Here is a 14,694-nt window from a genome sequence, read left to right as displayed (position 1 = left end):
TGTCGTCATCCATGAAGAACGTCTGGCACACGGGGCCGGGGTTGGCCATGCCGGTGGTTTCGAGGATGACGCGCTCGAAAGTCAGTTCGCCGGCTTCGCGCTTGGCACGCAGCTCGGACAGGGTGCGCATCAGGTCGCCGCGCACCGTGCAGCAGACGCAACCGTTGGACAGCTCGATGATTTCTTCGTCGCTGTCCTGCACCAGCAGGTCGTTGTCGATGCTTTCGGGTCCGAACTCGTTTTCGATGACGGCGACACGGCGGCCATGGAATTCGGTCAGGATGCGTTTGAGCAGGGTGGTCTTGCCCGCACCGAGGAAGCCGGTGAGGATGGTGACGGGAACCATTTTGTCCAAACTGCGCGGGGTGTTCATGGCGAAGCTGCTAGCGTGATGTCAGGGCGCGAAACACAGCGCCTGACGGGGTTTTCAGTCCCTGCCGATTGATGTCTGCCACAGGCTGCGAGAGCCACCGATAGCGGCCGGACGCAGGATTACAGCACAGTCGGGGGCAGGGGGCAAACCCCGGGCCAACCCGGGGGGCCATGGCCGCCAGATGGCAGCCGATCGCCGTCAAGTATCGGGCGATACCTCTATTTTGGGGCGGTTTGCCCGAATTCAAGGGTGCGCCGGCGGCGCGGGACCAGGCGGGCTTTAAATGGGGCGGCCGGTGGGGCGCATCCTAAGGATGAGTTGCCGCTTGAGATGGGGCTCATCGAGGGATTAACTGCACCGGGAGATGACGCCCGTCCAAGGATGAGGCGCATCCAATGGATGAATCGCCTCAGGGGGAAGTCCCCCAATCAGTGGTGATGGTGGTGATGACCCGCGTCGGCCGGCTGGGTCTTCTGGCACTGCGGGCACAGCGCGCGGATTTCGGTTTCGTGCGTGGCCAGGGCATAGCCTGTCTGGGCGACGCGTTCGGCCAGCTGGCGGCTCATGGCCGGATCGGAGACTTCGGCGACGGCGCCGCAACCGGTACAGACGACGAGCAGGTCATGCGGCGCGCCGCCGGCGTCGTGGCAGGCGCTCCAGGCGTTGACGGCGTCCAGGCGGTGAATCAGGCCTTCGTCCATCAGGAAGTCCAGGGCGCGGTACACCGTGGGGGGCGCGGCGCCCGGATGGACGGCGCGCATGGCGTCCAGCAGCTCGTAGGCCTTCAGGCTGCGGCCATGGCGCAGCAGCAGCTCGAGGACCTTGCGGCGGATGGGAGTAAGACGGCGTCCACGCTGCGCGCACAGCGTTTCGGCGACGCTGAGCTGAGCGCCAACGCTGTCGTTGCGGGGTGGACGGGACGGAGCGGACATGGCGGGCTTTATCTGAATGGGGAGCGCGCGCGACGCGCGCGCGAGATGCCTGGAAGGTAGCAGAAAACCCCCGCGTGCGGGAACCGGCCTTGAAGCCGTCATGGTTTAGTTATGATATAACATAATAAAAAATCACTGCCGATTTCCGTTGTTGCCCGCCATGTCCCATTTCACGCTCCTGCCCCCGCGGCCCGGCGCCGCGCCCGGCCGGGGCGCGCCTTCCCGATCCGCGTTTCTTGCTTCCGCCTGGCGCCGCATGGCGTATGCCCTCGCCGCCGGCATCGTGCTGTGGGCGCTGACCGGTTGGGCGCTGGACTGGTGGCCGCGATGAACGCGGCGCCCATCACGGTCGAGCTGGCGGACGCATCGTTCGGCTGGCATGGACGCGCGGCGTTGCGTGCGGTCTCGGGCAGCTTCGCGCCGGGCGGCATGACGGCCGTGGTCGGACCCAACGGCGCGGGCAAATCGACGCTCATCAAGGGCATCATGGGCGTGCTGCGTCCGATGACCGGCAGCGTGCGCATCCAGGGCGCCGGACGTTCGGCGCTGGCGTGGCTGCCCCAGGCGGCGGAACTGGACCGGTCGTTTCCGACGACGGTGCTGGACCTGGCGGCGATGGGGGCATGGCGCCGGGTCGGGGCATGGCGCGCGTTCGGCAACGACGAGCTGGACCGCTGCATGCACGCCCTGGAAACCGTGGGTCTGGCCGATTGCGCCGGCCGCGGCGTGGATACGTTGTCGGGCGGACAGATGCAGCGCGCCCTGTTTGCGCGGATGCTGGTGCAGGACGCGCCGGTGCTGCTGCTGGACGAACCCTTCGCCGCCGTGGACAGCCACACGGCCGAGGAGCTGATGGCGCTGTTGTGCGGCCTGCATGGACAAGGCCGCACGGTGATTGCGGTGCTGCACGACCTGGATCTGGTGCGCGATCATTTTCCGGAAAGCCTGCTGCTGTCCGGCTCAGTCGTGGCCTGGGGCGACACGGCCACGGCGTTGAGCGAGGCGCATCTGAAGGCGGCGCGCCAACGCCACGCGGGGGCTTGGGCATGACGCTCGTGGATTGGGTGGTGTCGCCGTTTCTTGACTACGGCTTCATGCGGCGCGCGCTGGCCGGGGCCTGCGCGCTGTCGCTGGGCGCGGCGCCCTTGGGCGTCTTTCTGGTGCTGCGGCGCATGAGCCTGATGGGCGATGCGATGTCGCACGCCATCCTGCCGGGTGTGGCCGTCGGCTTTCTGATGGCGGGCCTGTCGCTCGGCGCGATGATGCTCGGCGGCATCGCGACCGGCCTGGCCGTGGCATTGCTGGCCGGGCTGGTGGCGCGACTGACGCCGCTGCGCGAAGACGCGAGCTTTGCGGCCTTCTACCTGATATCGCTGGGCCTGGGCGTACTGCTGGTGTCGCTGCGCGGCTCCAACATGGATCTGCTGCATGTGCTGTTCGGCACGGTGCTGGGTCTGGACGACGCGGCATTGCTGCTCGTGACCGCCACGGCCAGCGTGACCCTGCTTGTGCTGGCGGCCATCTACCGGCTGCTGGTCGCCGAATGCCAGGACCCGGGATTCCTGCGCGCCAGCGGCGGGATGGGCGGCGTGGTGCACATGGGTTTTCTGGTGCTGGTCGTGGTGAATCTGGTGGCGGGATTTCAGGTGCTGGGCACGCTGATGGTGGTGGGCATCATGATGCTGCCGGCCGCCGCGGCGCGGTTCTGGGTGCGCAGCGCGGCCCGCCAGATTCCGCTGTCGGCGGCGATCGGCGTGGCGTCTTCGGTGGCCGGGCTGCTGGTCTCCTATCACTTCGACGTGCCGGCCTCGCCCGCGATCATCCTGGCGGCCGGCGCCTGCTATCTGTTTTCCATCGTGAGCGGCCCGCAAGGCGGGCTGCTGCGGGCAACGCGCCGCGTGCGCCCTGCCTGAGACTTCATAAGGAGATTGACCATGCGTTCGATTCTGCCGGCGCGCCGCCGCGCACTGCTGGCCATGGCGGGCGTCTGCCTGTCGGCCGTTCTGGGAACCGCGCAGGCGGCCGAGCCGTTGAAGGTGGTGGCCAGCTTTTCCATCCTCGGCGACATCGTGCGGGAAGTGGGCGGCGCCGACATCAGCCTGACGACGCTGGTCGGGCCCGACGGCGACGCGCACGGCTACGAACCCACGCCCAGCGACGCAAGGAAGCTGGCCGACGCGCGCGTGCTGGTGGTGAACGGCCTGGATTTCGAGACCTGGCTGCCCAAGCTGACGAAGGCGTCCGGGTTTGCCGGACAGACGGTGACGGCGTCCAAGGGCGTGACGCCGCGCAAGTTCGCGGGACATGGCGACGGGCATGACCACGATCACAAGGACGACCACGATCATGACCACAAGGACGGTCACGATCACAAGCACGCCCATGATGATCACGACCATGACCATGACCACAAGTCCGGTCATCACCATCACCATGGCGACGCCGACCCGCATGCCTGGCAGAGCCTGGCGAACGGCGTGATCTACGCGCGCAACGTGGCCGACGGCCTGGCCGCCGCGGATCCCGCCCATGCGCAGGCCTACCGCCAGCGCGCCGACGCCTACATCGCCAAGCTGCAGGCGCTGGACGCCAGCCTGCGCAAGACCTTTGCCGCCATCGGCGCCGACCGCCGCAAGGTCGTCACCTCGCACGATGCGTTCGGCTATTTCGGCGATGCCTACGGCGTGACGTTCATCCCCGCGATGGGCGTGTCGACGGACGCCGAGCCGTCCGCGCGCGAGGTGGCCGCGATCATCGAACAGGTGAGGCGCGACAAGGTGCCGGCGGTGTTTGTCGAGAACATCAGCAGCCCGAAACTGGTCCAGCAGATCGCGCGCGAGACCGGCGCAAAGGTGGGTGGTACGCTCTACTCCGATGCCCTGTCCAAGCCTGGACAGCCGGGCGCCACCTACCTGGAAATGTTTGAATGGAACGCACGCCAGCTTGCCGCGGCCTTGCAACCCTGAGCGCCGTGGCGGCGCTGCTGGCGGCGGGCGCCGCCAGCGCGCACCCGCATATGTGGATCGATGCGCGTGCGCAGATCGACGTCGATGCCGAGCAGCGCATCACCGCCGTGCGGCAGGTGTGGCGGTTCGACGAGATGTTCGGCGCGTACGCGACGCAGGGCCTGAAAAAGGGCAAGGACGGGTCGCTGCCCGCCGACACGCTCAAAGGCATGGCGCAGGATTGGATGAAGGCGCTGGGCGAGCCGATCTCGCATTACTTCACGCGGGTCACGGTCGACGGCAAGAGCGCGGCTTTCGCCGCCCCGCGCGATGCCCGCGTCGACTGGAACCCCAAGACCACTCGGCTGACGCTGTCCTTCACGTTGCCGCTGGCCAACCCCGTCGCGCCGGGCGCGGGCGGCGCGCAAGTGGACATCTACGACCCCACCTATTTCGTGGCCTACGCATTTGAAGAGAAGGGCGCAGTGTCGCTCGGCGGACCGCAAGGCGCGGCCTGCAAGGCGGATTACCGCAAGCCCAAGGAACTGGATTGGAAAACCATGCAGCAACTGGCCGCGATCCCGGCCGATCCGGACGCCTTGCCGGACGAACTGTTCGCCATCACCAAGGGACTCACGCATCGTATCGAGGTGCGATGCCCGTAGGCCTGTGGGCGCGCGCGCTGGCCGTCGTCCTGCTGATGCTCGGCGGGCTGTCGGTGGCAGCGGCGCAGGGCGCGCATCCCTTTGGCGTGCCGGAAAGCGGGAGCGGCCTTGGCGGTCCCGGCTGGCTGTCCAGCTTTTTTGGCAGCGTATCCGTCTGGCAATCGCATTTTTACCGGCAGCTGACGGGCGCGGTGCGTGCCTGGCAGGCGGACGGCGGCGCGGCGTGGGCGTTGATCGGCCTGTCGTTTGCCTACGGCGTCTTTCATGCGCTGGGACCGGGCCACGGCAAGGCGGTGATTTCGTCGTATGTCGTGGCCAATCGCCAGACCGCGCGCAATGGCGCGCTGCTTGCGTTGGCGTCCTCGCTGATCCAGGCGCTGGTGGCGATCGTGATGGTGGCGGTGCTGGCACTGGTGTTCAACGCGACGGCGGCGACGATGAACGAGGCGACGCGCTGGCTGGAGCTGGCGTCGTATGCGCTGGTGACGCTGTTGGGATTGTGGCTGGTGTGGGTCAAGGCGGTGAGGCCGCTGCTGCGGCGGGCTGGGGCGCGTGAACATGCCGCGCATGACCATGCGGATATGCCGGCGCACGGGCACGAGCACGCACACGGGCACCGGCACGATCACGAACATGCGCACGGCAATCCGCCGGTTCAGGTCCACGCGCATCACCACGATCGCGATCATCACCACGACCACGACTGCGGTTGCGGACACGCGCACGTACCCGCGCCGGAACAGGTCGCCGGTCCGATGAACTGGCGCCGCGCGTGGTCGGCGATTTTCGCGGTTGGCCTGCGGCCCTGCAGCGGCGCGTTGATCGTGCTGGTGTTCGCGTTGTCGCAGAATTTCTTTCTTGCCGGCGTCGCATCGGCGCTGGCGATGGGGTTGGGCACGGGGCTGACCGTGGCGGCATTGGCTTGCCTGGCTGTTGCGGCCGGGAGCGCCGCGACGCGTCTGGGCAGCCGCCTGTCCGGCGCTGGCGCGGCGCGGCTGCGCTATGCGGTCGAGGCGCTGGCCGCGATTGCGGTGTTGCTGCTGGGCGTGATGCTGCTGGGCGGCATGTTGGCCGCGGGCGGATAGGCGGTATTCGCGTGCGGACCGGGCGTTTGGTCAGGCGGCACGGCCTCCGCGTCAAAAATGATCAGGACTTGCGCCCGGCGCGAGGATGCGCCTGATCGTAGGCCTTGGCCAGATGCTGGAAATCCAGGCGCGTGTAGATCTGCGTGGTCGAGATATTGGCGTGGCCCAGCATCTCCTGCACGGCGCGCAGGTCTTGCGCGGATTGCAGGACGTGGCTGGCGAAACTGTGGCGCAGCACGTGGGGATGCACATGCGTGGGCACGCCGGCCGTCTGCGCGATGCGCGCAAGCTGCAACTGCACCACGCGCGGCGAAATGCGGCGTCCGCGCGCGCCCAGGAACAGCGCGGCCGCGTCTGCGGGCGGCGGCGAGGGCAGCGCAAGCTGCGGACGCACCTCGATCCACTTGCGCAGCGCGGCCAGGGCCTGCTGACCGACCGGCACCGAGCGGCGCTTGCCGCCCTTGCCCAGCACCACGACTTCGGCATCATCCAGATTCAGCCAGCCGCGCGACTCGTAATCGGCGGTGCGCTCGTAGCGCAGGTCCAGTCCCACCAGTTCCGACAGCCGCAGTCCGCTGGAATACAGCAGCTCGAACATGGCCTGGTCGCGCAACGCGGCCGGTTCGGTGGCGACCTGTGCCGGCGCGCTGTCCAGCAATGCCTGCGTCTGCTCGACCGACAAGGCCTTGGGCAGGCCACGGGGCGCCTTGGGAGCGCGTACGCCCGCGACGGGATTGCCGGCCAGTTCGACGGCCGGCGCCCACCATTGATAGAAGCCGCGCCATGCCGCCAGCGTGCGGGCCAGGCTGCGCGGGCCGCGGCCCTGCGCGTGCAGGCGCGCGACGAACTGCCGGATGTGGCCGTTGCCGAGCTTGTCTAGGGGTAGACCGGCCTTGCCGGCCAGTTCGCGCAGGAATTGCAGTTCGCGCCGGTAGCCGTCCAGCGTATGGGGCGAGTACCGGCGGTTGGTCTCCAGATGGCGCAGCCAGGCGCGCATCGGATCCGGCAGCGGGGGCGGATTGTTGGCTTGCTTGGCTTCTTGCTCCGCGTTTTGCTCGGCTTTCCGCATCGCGTTGTCCTTGTCCGCCCCGGCAGCCTTACGCCTTGGGCGAGGCGGGATTCAATCGGTGCAACGCCGCCGACGCCAGTTGGCCGACGGATTCAAGAAACGTCGTGCCCATTTCAGGCGTGAAACGTTCGGGGTCGTCGGAACCCAGCACCAGCAAGCCCACCGCGGCGCCGTCGGCTTCGAGGCGCAGGGGCACCAGCGCCAGCGACTTGGGCTTGGCGTCCAGCCAGGCCACCGCTTCGAATGCGGTGTCGGTGCCGACATACGGGGTTTTCAGGCTATCGGTGAAGGTGCGCACGTCTTCGGATACGGGTTCGCCGTAGCCTTGGCCGGGCAATTCGGACAGGTTCCACAGGCGCAGCGCCACGTGGTTCAGTTCGAACTGTTCGGCCAGGCCTAGCGCGATTTCGCCGGGCACCAGTTGGGGGTCGCATTCGGACAGCAGGCGGCAGCACCACTTGGCCACGTGCGAACCGATGGTTTCGTTGGCGGTGGCGTTGCGGACCAGCTCGTTCAGGCGCCATTCGAGTTCGCGGGTGCGTTCGCGCAGCGTGAGGATCTGGCGTTCGCCCAGCGAGATGGCGCGCGAGCCGTGCGGATGCGGCACCTGCAGCGTGGCGAACACTTCGGCGTGTTCGTCGAAGAAGCCGGGGTTCTCTTGCAGGAAGTTTGCGATGTCCTGGGCGGTGAAAGCGGTATCGGTCATAGAGTTATCGGTTCAGCGCCATGGAAAAGACGAGCTTGTCGATGTCGACCTGGCCCGTGAAGACGGATTCGGCCGGGCCGGTCATGCGGAGTTGTTCGCCGTTCCAGGCGACGGTCAGCACGCCGCCGAGCGCTTGCACGCGCACGGGCGAATCGAGCAGGCCGCGGCGGATGCCGGCCGCGACCGCGGCGCAGGCGCCCGTGCCGCAGGCCAGCGTTTCGCCGACACCGCGCTCGAAGACGCGCAGGCGGATGTTGTTGCGGTCGACGACCTGCATGAAGCCGGCGTTGACGCGGCGCGCAAAGCGCGGATGGGTTTCGATCAGCGGGCCCAGCACGGCGACGGGCGCGGTGTCGACGTTGTCGACGACCTGCACGGCGTGCGGATTGCTGATGGCCACGGCCGACAGGGCGACCGTGCGGGGAAATCCGGCGGGGGCGTCGAGGTCCAGTTCCCAGAGGGTGTCCTGGCCCTGCGTGACGGAAGGCAGGCCGGCGGTGTCGAAGGGCAGCGCGGCGGGATCGAAGCGGGTGCTGCCCATTTCCACGGTGACCTGCTCGTCGTCGCCTTCGTCCAGGACGAGGATGCCCGTGGCGATTTCGGCGCGCAGCGGATTGCGGTCGGACAAGCCTTGCTCGTGCACGAAGCGCACGAAGCAGCGGGCGCCGTTGCCGCAGTGTTCGACCTCGGAGCCGTCGGAATTGAAAATGCGATAGCGGAAGTCGGCGTCCGGCCGGGTGGCGCGTTCGACCAGCAGGATCTGATCGGCGCCGACGCCGAAGTGGCGGTCGCCGAGGGCGCGCGCGCGTTCGGGCGTCATCTCGATGGTCTGGCGGACCCCGTCGAGCACAACGAAATCGTTGCCCGCGCCGTGCATTTTGGTGAAGTTCCAGTTCATCTGCGGATTATCCCCCATTCTCGCGGTGCGGCGAGTGCGCGCCGCGGTTCAGTACAGCTTGGGTTCGCCTTCGGGACGCGTCTTGAAGCGCCGGTGGACCCAGTAATACTGGCTGGGGCAGCGGCGCACCCAGGTTTCGAGCTCGCGGTTCAGGCGGGCGGTGGCCGCTTCCAGCGTGTCATTGCCCGGAAAGTCTTCGAGCGGCGGCAGCACGTCGACGTGGTATTTGCCGGTGTCCGGATTCCAGAACCCCACGATCGGCAGGACGGCGGCGTTCCATTTCTGGGCGAGCTGCGCCGTGGCGACCAGCGTGGCGGCCGGCACGCCGAAGAACGGCACGAAGACCGAGCCCTGCCGGCCGAAGTCCATGTCGGGCAGGTAGTAGACGGGGCGTGGGGCGCGCAGGTGCCGGATCAGATCGCGCACGCCATCCTTGCGGCTGACCAGGAACACTTCGTTGAAGCGCGCCCGCCCGGCGGCCACGACGGCGTCGATGTGCGGGTCGCTTTGCGGCGTGTACATGGTGGCGGCGCTGGGCACTTCCATGGTGAGACGGGTGGCGGCGGCGTCCAGCGCGATGAAGTGCGGTGCAAGCAGGATGACCGAGCGGCCCTCGGCCGTCAGCGCGTTGATGCGGTCGGCGCCGGTCTGCGTGACCATGTCCTTGATGGCATCGGGCGTGCCGTACCACAGCACGCCGCGGTCGACGATGGATTGCGCCAGCGCCCGGAAGTGATCGGCCACCCATTGTTCGCGCACGGCCTCCGGCTGATCGGGAAAGCTCAGTTCGAGGTTGCGCCGCACGATGTGCGCGCGCGACCTGGCCAGCCGCGGCGCCAGCCAGCCCAGGACGGCGCCGATGCGCAGGCGCGTCGACGGCTTGATGCGGCCGAACCATTTCAGCAGGGTGACCAGCGTGCGCGTTTTTCTATCGTTCATGGATGTGGAATGAGACCGGGCGGCGGGAGCGGCATGGGGGCAAGCGGGTCAAATGGGTCAAACCAGTCAAGCGGCCGGGGGCGCCGGTTCGGCGTCGGGCGCCGGGGTGGCGCCGCGCGGGGTCTTGTAGCGGTTGTAGCTCCAGAGGTACTGGTCGGGGCAGCGGCGGATCAGCGTTTCCATCGCGGCGTTGATGAGGGCGGCCTGCGCCTCGGGCTCGGCGGGCAGCGGCTCGGGCACGCGCACGTAGTGGATGCGCCAGCCGCGGCCCTTGGGCAGGCGTTCGCCGGCCGTGAGGATGATGGGGACGTTGGTCTGCGATGCAAGCTTGCCGGGCAGCGTCATGGTGTAGGCCAGGCGCCCGAAGAACGGCACCCACACGCCGTCGCCCACGCTGGGCGCCTGGTCGGGGAGCATGCCGACGGATTCGCCGCGGCGCAGCGCGCGCACGAATTCCCGCACGCCCTGCATGTTGGCGGGCACCGCGTTGACGGCCGAGCTGTTGCGCGCCGTTTCCAGCAAGGGGGCCAGCGCTTCCTTGCGCGGGGGGCGGAACATCACCGTCATGGGCATCTGGCGGGCCAGATAGCGTGCGGTGATCTCGAAGCAGCCCAGATGCGGCGTCAGAAACAGGATGCCGCGGTTTTCGGCGCGAGCGGCGGCGACCACGTCGTCATCGTCGGAGACCACCTGCGCTAGGCTTTCCTGGTTGCGGAACCAGACCCGGGGATTCTCGAGGATCATCGCGCCGGCTTCGGCCGCCGCGCGCCGCGCGAACGCCGCGCCGGGATAGCCGGCCTGCGCCGCATTGGCCTGCAGGCGCCGCCGGTACTTGCCCGGCAAGGCGTAGACGGCGCGTCCTGCGAACCGTCCGATCGCATGCGCGACGGGGAGCGGCAGGGCGGCAAAAATTCGGAACAGGGGCAGCAGCATTCGTCAAAAGGATGAAAACGGGCAGGGTATTGCCGCTGCTCGGAGCATATGGATACACCCCGGGCGCAAGCATAAGAACGGCATTTTCGCTTAAAATCCGCCCAGTCGCCGAGTTAACCGACAACTTGCGGGGCGACGGCAAGGGTACTGCGCTTCGCGCGGCCCGCGCCAAATCCGCTAAAGCGTCGCGCCCAGTTGGCATTGCAGTGCAGACCGGGGTGCTACGCGTCTCAAGAACCTATGCGCCGGCAAGACCGGACACTAAGGACGCATCTGTGGCCAACAACGATTTTCTCTTCACTTCCGAATCCGTCTCCGAAGGGCACCCCGACAAGGTTGCCGATCAGATCTCCGATTCGATCCTCGACGCCATCTTCACGCAAGATCCGAACGCGCGCGTTGCAGCGGAAACGCTGTGCAACACGGGCCTGGTCGTGCTGGCTGGCGAAATCACCACCACCGCCAACGTCGACTACATCCAGGTCGCGCGCGACACGATCCGCCGCATCGGTTACGACAACACCGAATACGGCATCGACTACAAGGGTTGCGCGGTGCTCGTCGCCTACGACAAGCAGTCGCCCGACATCGCGCAGGGCGTGGACCGCAGCTCGGAAGACTACCTGAACCAGGGCGCCGGCGACCAAGGCCTGATGTTCGGCTACGCCTGCGACGAAACCCCCGACCTGATGCCTGCCCCGATCTGGTACGCGCACCGCCTGGTGCAGCGCCAGAGCGAACTGCGCAAGGACGGCCGCCTGGGCTGGCTGCGTCCGGACGCCAAGTCGCAGGTCACGTTCCGCTACGTCGACGGCCGTCCCGCCGAAGTCGACACCGTGGTGCTGTCGACCCAGCACGCGCCGGAAGTCTCGCAAGAGACCATCCGCGAAGCGGTCATCGAAGACATCATCAAGCCCAGCTTCCCCGAAGGCCTGATCACGCCCAAGACCAAGTTCCTGGTCAACCCGACCGGCCGCTTCGTCATCGGCGGCCCGCAAGGCGATTGCGGCCTGACCGGCCGCAAGATCATCGTCGACACCTACGGTGGCGCTTGCCCCCACGGCGGCGGCGCGTTCTCGGGCAAGGATCCGTCCAAGGTCGACCGTTCGGCCGCCTACGCCGCCCGCTACGTCGCCAAGAACATCGTGGCCGCCGGTCTGGCGCGCCAGTGCCAGGTGCAGGTCAGCTACGCCATCGGCGTGGCCGAACCCATCAACATCACCGTCTACACGGAAGGCACGGGCGTCATCCCCGACGACCAGATCGCCAAGCTGGTGCGCGAGCACTTCGACCTGCGTCCGAAGGGCATCGTGAACATGCTGGACCTGCTGCGTCCGATCTACACGAAGACCGCCGCGTACGGCCACTTCGGCCGCTCCGAGCCGGAATTCTCGTGGGAAGCCACGGACAAGGTTCAGGAACTGAAGAAGTCCGTCTGACGCGATCCGCCACGCGGTTCATGGAAAAGCGCCCCGAGGGGCGCTTTTTCGTTTTGTGCCGCCGCTGATCCGGGCGGCTTCAAGGCCGGGCGCCCGCGGGCCAGGCGAATCCCCAGCCACGGCCGGAGCCGCGCCCGGCTTTAAAGCCCCCAGGTCGACAGATCCGGGTGCAGCGGGGTTGGAGACAGCACCATTTCCAGCGCCGCCGCGCAGTCCAGCAGCGCCGCATCAGCGCCGGCAGGCGCCAGCAGTTGCACGGCGCAGGGCATGCCGTCCGCGTCCAGGCCGGCGGGCAGCGAGATCGCGGCCGCGCCCAGGAAGTTGGCCGGGCGCAGCAGCTTGCCCAGTCCGGCGTGGCGCGTGTCCTGGGGGTCCAGCGCCTGGGCGGCCTGATCGCTGGCGGGCATGAGCAGGGCGTCCACGCCCTGCATGGCCTCTTCGAACGCCGCCATGTCGGCCTGCCGGCGCAGCAGCGCGGCCTCGTAGCTGGCCTGCGTGATCCGGCCGCCGGCGGCGATACGCGTGCGGACGACATCCCACAACGGTTGCGCCGGGTCCTCGGCCAGCGCGCCGAAATAGCGGAAGGCCTCGTACGCCAGCACCAGCGAGTTGTCATCCGCCATGCGCGCAAACGACAGCGACGCGGGCGGGTGCCAGGCGGTGGGCGTGTAGCCGGCCTCTGCCAGGCGTCCCTGCGCCGCGTGCCAGGTTTGCAACGCTTGGTCAGTCAGTGGCGCTGGCCAGGACTGCGGCGCCAGCACGGCGACGGCACCCGGCTGGCGCGCGGTGGCGTGACGCAGGCCGGTGAAGCGGGCAGCAGGTAGCGCCAGCGTGGCGGCGTCATCGACGTCCGGTGCGGACAGCAATTGCGTCAAGAGGCGCGCGTCGCCGACACTGCGCGTGATCGGGCCCAGCACGTCCAGCGTGTCGGACAGCGGCAGGCAGCCGGCGCGGCTGATCAGACCCGAGGACGGCTTGCAGCCGACCACGCCGTGCAACGCCGCCGGCGCCCGCACCGAGCCGCCGGTGTCGCCGCCCAGCGCCAGCGGAGCAAGGCCTGCCGCGACCGCGACGCCCGCGCCGCTGGACGAGCCGCCCGGCGCGCGCGCGACCTTGGCGTCCCACGGATTGCGGGCGGTGCCCTGCGTGGGGTTCTGTCCCGACAGGCCGAACGCGAACTCCGTCATGCGCGTCTTGCCCAGGATCACCATGCCCTGCGCCGCCAGCGCGCGCGCCGCAGTTGCGGTTTCCGTGCTGACGACGCCGGCACGCGCCTGCGAGCCGCCGGTGCATGGCGTGCCTTCCCACTGCACGCTGTCCTTCACCGCGACCGGCACACCGTGCAGCGGGCCAAAGTTGATGCCGGCGTCCAGCAGCCGGTCTGCCGCCTCGGCCTGCGCCAGCGCGCGCTCGGCCGTGACCACGCTATAGGCGGCCAGTTCCACGCCGCGCTCGATGCGGTCGAGAAAATGCAGGGTGAGCTCGCGCGAACGGATCTTGCGCGCGCGGATGGCGTGGGCAAGCTGGCGGGCGTCTTGGAAATGCAAAGCGGTGTCTTGGTCGGGCATGGGTCTCGTCGAAATGGAAAAAGCCTTCCGGTCCGCGGCGGGACCGGAAAGCGATCTGATCGGGATGGCTGAGCGGGGGACGGCCTACCGGGGATGGCCTATTTGAGGACCTGGCCTTTCGTCTCAGGCATGCGGATGAAGGTGATCAACGTGATCACGGCGCCCGCCAGCACGTAATAGAAGAACCAGCGCTCCATGCCCTTGCTTTGCAGCCAGGTCAGCAGGTAGGGCGTGGTGCCGCCCAGCAGCGCGACGACCAGGTTGTACGGCGTGCCGATGCCGACGGCGCGCACGCTGGTGGGAAACTGCTCCGACATGATGGCCGGGGCGATCGCGGTGTACATCGCGTAGAGCACCAGGCCGAACAGCTCGACGGCCAGGATCGATCCGAACGACGGCCCGAGCGTGGTCATGATCGGATAGAAGAAGATCAGATAGCCCGCGGCAAAGAAGATCAGCTGCGGCTTGCGGCCGATGCGATCGGACAGCATGCCGAACAGCGGCTGCACCAGCATGAACACGATCAGCGCCACGGTGTTGGCCGCGAAGGCGGTCTTGGGGTCGGCGCCGACCTGCCGGATGGCGTAGGTGGGCACGTAGGCCACGAAGATGTAGAACGCGAACGTCGTCAGGACCGAGAAGCCCACGATGCGAAGCACTTCGCGCGGATGGTCGCGCAGCAGGGTGCGCAGCGGCTGCTTCTCGACGCCGGCCTTCTTGGCATGCGAGAAGGCTTCGGTTTCCGGGATGGCGCGGCGGATCCACATGCCGGCCAGGCCGCCCAGCGCGCCCAGCATGAACGGGATGCGCCAGCCCCACTCGGCCATGTCGGCCTTGGAAAGCACGGTGGTGAGGATCCAGCCCACGGCCGAGGCGGCCAGGATGCCGACGGCGGCGCTGAAGAAGACGAAGCTGGAATAAAAGCCGCGCTTGTTCGGCGGCGCCATTTCCGCCAGGAAGGTCGTGGCCGAGGCATACTCTCCGCCCAGCGACAGGCCTTGCAGCAAACGCGCGGCGGTCAAAAGCAGGGGCGCGGCGATGCCGATGGTGGCGTAGGTGGGCGTGATGGCAATGATGAGCGAGCCGCCCGCCATCATCAGGATCGTCAGGCCCAGCGCGGCCTTGCGGCCATAGCGGTCGGA

At 68.1% G+C, this 14,694-nt stretch carries 16 protein-coding genes; 7 read left to right on the top strand and 9 right to left on the bottom strand.

Annotation, left to right across the window (positions count from 1 at the left end):
* Together RT697_RS24850 and RT697_RS24845 are read right to left on the bottom strand one after the other, a co-directional pair.
* Positions 1-373: GTP-binding protein (locus tag RT697_RS24850; RefSeq protein ID WP_313702338.1), on the bottom strand; the 373-nt coding region annotated here is incomplete at its 3' end.
* Between the two features lie 428 nt (positions 374-801).
* Complete coding sequence (locus tag RT697_RS24845) at positions 802-1,305, bottom strand: Fur family transcriptional regulator (protein WP_056327248.1); 504 nt, start codon at positions 1,303-1,305, stop codon at positions 802-804.
* Between the two features lie 160 nt (positions 1,306-1,465).
* On the opposite strand from RT697_RS24845, the gene RT697_RS24840 reads away from it, so the two are divergent.
* The 6 genes from RT697_RS24840 to RT697_RS24815 are packed head-to-tail and all read left to right on the top strand — an operon-like array spanning position 1,466 to position 6,000.
* On the top strand, positions 1,466-1,636 hold the full coding sequence (locus tag RT697_RS24840; RefSeq protein ID WP_313702337.1) for a hypothetical protein: 171 nt from the start codon (positions 1,466-1,468) through the stop codon (positions 1,634-1,636).
* On the top strand, positions 1,633-2,355 hold the full coding sequence (locus tag RT697_RS24835) for a metal ABC transporter ATP-binding protein (protein WP_313702336.1): 723 nt from the start codon (positions 1,633-1,635) through the stop codon (positions 2,353-2,355). The genes RT697_RS24840 and RT697_RS24835 overlap by 4 nt, the downstream gene beginning before the upstream one ends.
* The gene (locus RT697_RS24830) at positions 2,352-3,218 is read left to right on the top strand and encodes a metal ABC transporter permease (RefSeq protein ID WP_313702335.1); all 867 of its coding nucleotides are present in this window, start codon (positions 2,352-2,354) and stop codon (positions 3,216-3,218) included. Before RT697_RS24835 ends, RT697_RS24830 begins: the two co-directional genes overlap by 4 nt.
* 21 nt (positions 3,219-3,239) lie before the next feature.
* Positions 3,240-4,271, top strand: coding sequence for a metal ABC transporter substrate-binding protein (locus tag RT697_RS24825; protein WP_313702334.1), 1,032 nt, complete (start codon positions 3,240-3,242; stop codon positions 4,269-4,271).
* Positions 4,232-4,915 carry a DUF1007 family protein gene (locus RT697_RS24820; RefSeq protein WP_409517488.1) on the top strand — a complete coding sequence of 228 codons (684 nt, stop codon included), beginning with the start codon at positions 4,232-4,234 and terminating at the stop codon, positions 4,913-4,915. The genes RT697_RS24825 and RT697_RS24820 overlap by 40 nt, the downstream gene beginning before the upstream one ends.
* Positions 4,906-6,000 carry a nickel/cobalt transporter gene (locus RT697_RS24815; protein ID WP_313702333.1) on the top strand — a complete coding sequence of 365 codons (1,095 nt, stop codon included), beginning with the start codon at positions 4,906-4,908 and terminating at the stop codon, positions 5,998-6,000. Before RT697_RS24820 ends, RT697_RS24815 begins: the two co-directional genes overlap by 10 nt.
* A gap of 61 nt (positions 6,001-6,061) precedes the next feature.
* Here RT697_RS24815 and xerC read toward each other — a convergent pair whose 3' ends face one another.
* From xerC to RT697_RS24790, 5 genes are all read right to left on the bottom strand, one after another.
* Complete coding sequence (xerC, locus tag RT697_RS24810; RefSeq protein WP_313702332.1) at positions 6,062-7,069, bottom strand: tyrosine recombinase XerC; 1,008 nt, start codon at positions 7,067-7,069, stop codon at positions 6,062-6,064.
* A gap of 28 nt (positions 7,070-7,097) precedes the next feature.
* Positions 7,098-7,775 (bottom strand): DUF484 family protein, encoded by a 678-nt coding sequence (locus RT697_RS24805; protein WP_313702331.1) that lies wholly within the window; start codon positions 7,773-7,775, stop codon positions 7,098-7,100.
* Positions 7,776-7,779: 4 nt separating this feature from the next.
* Positions 7,780-8,691, bottom strand: coding sequence for a diaminopimelate epimerase (dapF, locus tag RT697_RS24800; protein WP_239213520.1), 912 nt, complete (start codon positions 8,689-8,691; stop codon positions 7,780-7,782).
* A 30-nt stretch (positions 8,692-8,721) separates the two neighbouring features.
* Positions 8,722-9,612, bottom strand: coding sequence for a lysophospholipid acyltransferase family protein (locus RT697_RS24795; protein ID WP_313702330.1), 891 nt, complete (start codon positions 9,610-9,612; stop codon positions 8,722-8,724).
* 66 nt (positions 9,613-9,678) lie between these two features.
* A complete protein-coding gene (locus tag RT697_RS24790; RefSeq protein WP_313702329.1) occupies positions 9,679-10,545 on the bottom strand; it encodes a lysophospholipid acyltransferase family protein in 867 nt (288 codons plus the stop codon).
* A gap of 275 nt (positions 10,546-10,820) precedes the next feature.
* On the opposite strand from RT697_RS24790, the gene metK reads away from it, so the two are divergent.
* On the top strand, positions 10,821-11,984 hold the full coding sequence (metK, locus tag RT697_RS24785; protein WP_105241169.1) for a methionine adenosyltransferase: 1,164 nt from the start codon (positions 10,821-10,823) through the stop codon (positions 11,982-11,984).
* Positions 11,985-12,124: 140 nt separating this feature from the next.
* On the opposite strand, the gene RT697_RS24780 is transcribed toward metK, so the two are convergent.
* Together RT697_RS24780 and RT697_RS24775 are read right to left on the bottom strand one after the other, a co-directional pair.
* Positions 12,125-13,552 (bottom strand): amidase, encoded by a 1,428-nt coding sequence (locus RT697_RS24780; RefSeq protein WP_313702328.1) that lies wholly within the window; start codon positions 13,550-13,552, stop codon positions 12,125-12,127.
* A gap of 98 nt (positions 13,553-13,650) precedes the next feature.
* The coding region (locus tag RT697_RS24775; RefSeq protein WP_313702327.1) for an MFS transporter at positions 13,651-14,694 on the bottom strand (1,044 nt) is incomplete at its 5' end.

Origin of the sequence: Achromobacter sp., from assembly GCF_032113835.1 — a bacterium.
Taxonomy (GTDB): Bacteria; Pseudomonadota; Gammaproteobacteria; order Burkholderiales; family Burkholderiaceae_B; genus Achromobacter.
This window is presented reverse-complemented; position numbering and strand designations above follow the sequence as displayed.

Coding starts and splice junctions, on each gene's coding strand:
- RT697_RS24790 (WP_313702329.1), bottom strand. CDS start 10,545: ATGCTGCTGCCCCTGTTCCGAATTTTTGCCGCCCTGCCGCTCCCCGTC.
- RT697_RS24795 (WP_313702330.1), bottom strand. CDS start 9,612: ATGAACGATAGAAAAACGCGCACGCTGGTCACCCTGCTGAAATGGTTC.
- dapF (WP_239213520.1), bottom strand. CDS start 8,691: ATGGGGGATAATCCGCAGATGAACTGGAACTTCACCAAAATGCACGGC.
- RT697_RS24820 (WP_409517488.1), top strand. CDS start 4,232: ATGGAACGCACGCCAGCTTGCCGCGGCCTTGCAACCCTGAGCGCCGTG.
- RT697_RS24825 (WP_313702334.1), top strand. CDS start 3,240: ATGCGTTCGATTCTGCCGGCGCGCCGCCGCGCACTGCTGGCCATGGCG.
- RT697_RS24815 (WP_313702333.1), top strand. CDS start 4,906: ATGCCCGTAGGCCTGTGGGCGCGCGCGCTGGCCGTCGTCCTGCTGATG.
- RT697_RS24830 (WP_313702335.1), top strand. CDS start 2,352: ATGACGCTCGTGGATTGGGTGGTGTCGCCGTTTCTTGACTACGGCTTC.
- RT697_RS24845 (WP_056327248.1), bottom strand. CDS start 1,305: ATGTCCGCTCCGTCCCGTCCACCCCGCAACGACAGCGTTGGCGCTCAG.
- RT697_RS24840 (WP_313702337.1), top strand. CDS start 1,466: ATGTCCCATTTCACGCTCCTGCCCCCGCGGCCCGGCGCCGCGCCCGGC.
- RT697_RS24835 (WP_313702336.1), top strand. CDS start 1,633: ATGAACGCGGCGCCCATCACGGTCGAGCTGGCGGACGCATCGTTCGGC.
- RT697_RS24805 (WP_313702331.1), bottom strand. CDS start 7,775: ATGACCGATACCGCTTTCACCGCCCAGGACATCGCAAACTTCCTGCAA.
- xerC (WP_313702332.1), bottom strand. CDS start 7,069: ATGCGGAAAGCCGAGCAAAACGCGGAGCAAGAAGCCAAGCAAGCCAAC.
- RT697_RS24780 (WP_313702328.1), bottom strand. CDS start 13,552: ATGCCCGACCAAGACACCGCTTTGCATTTCCAAGACGCCCGCCAGCTT.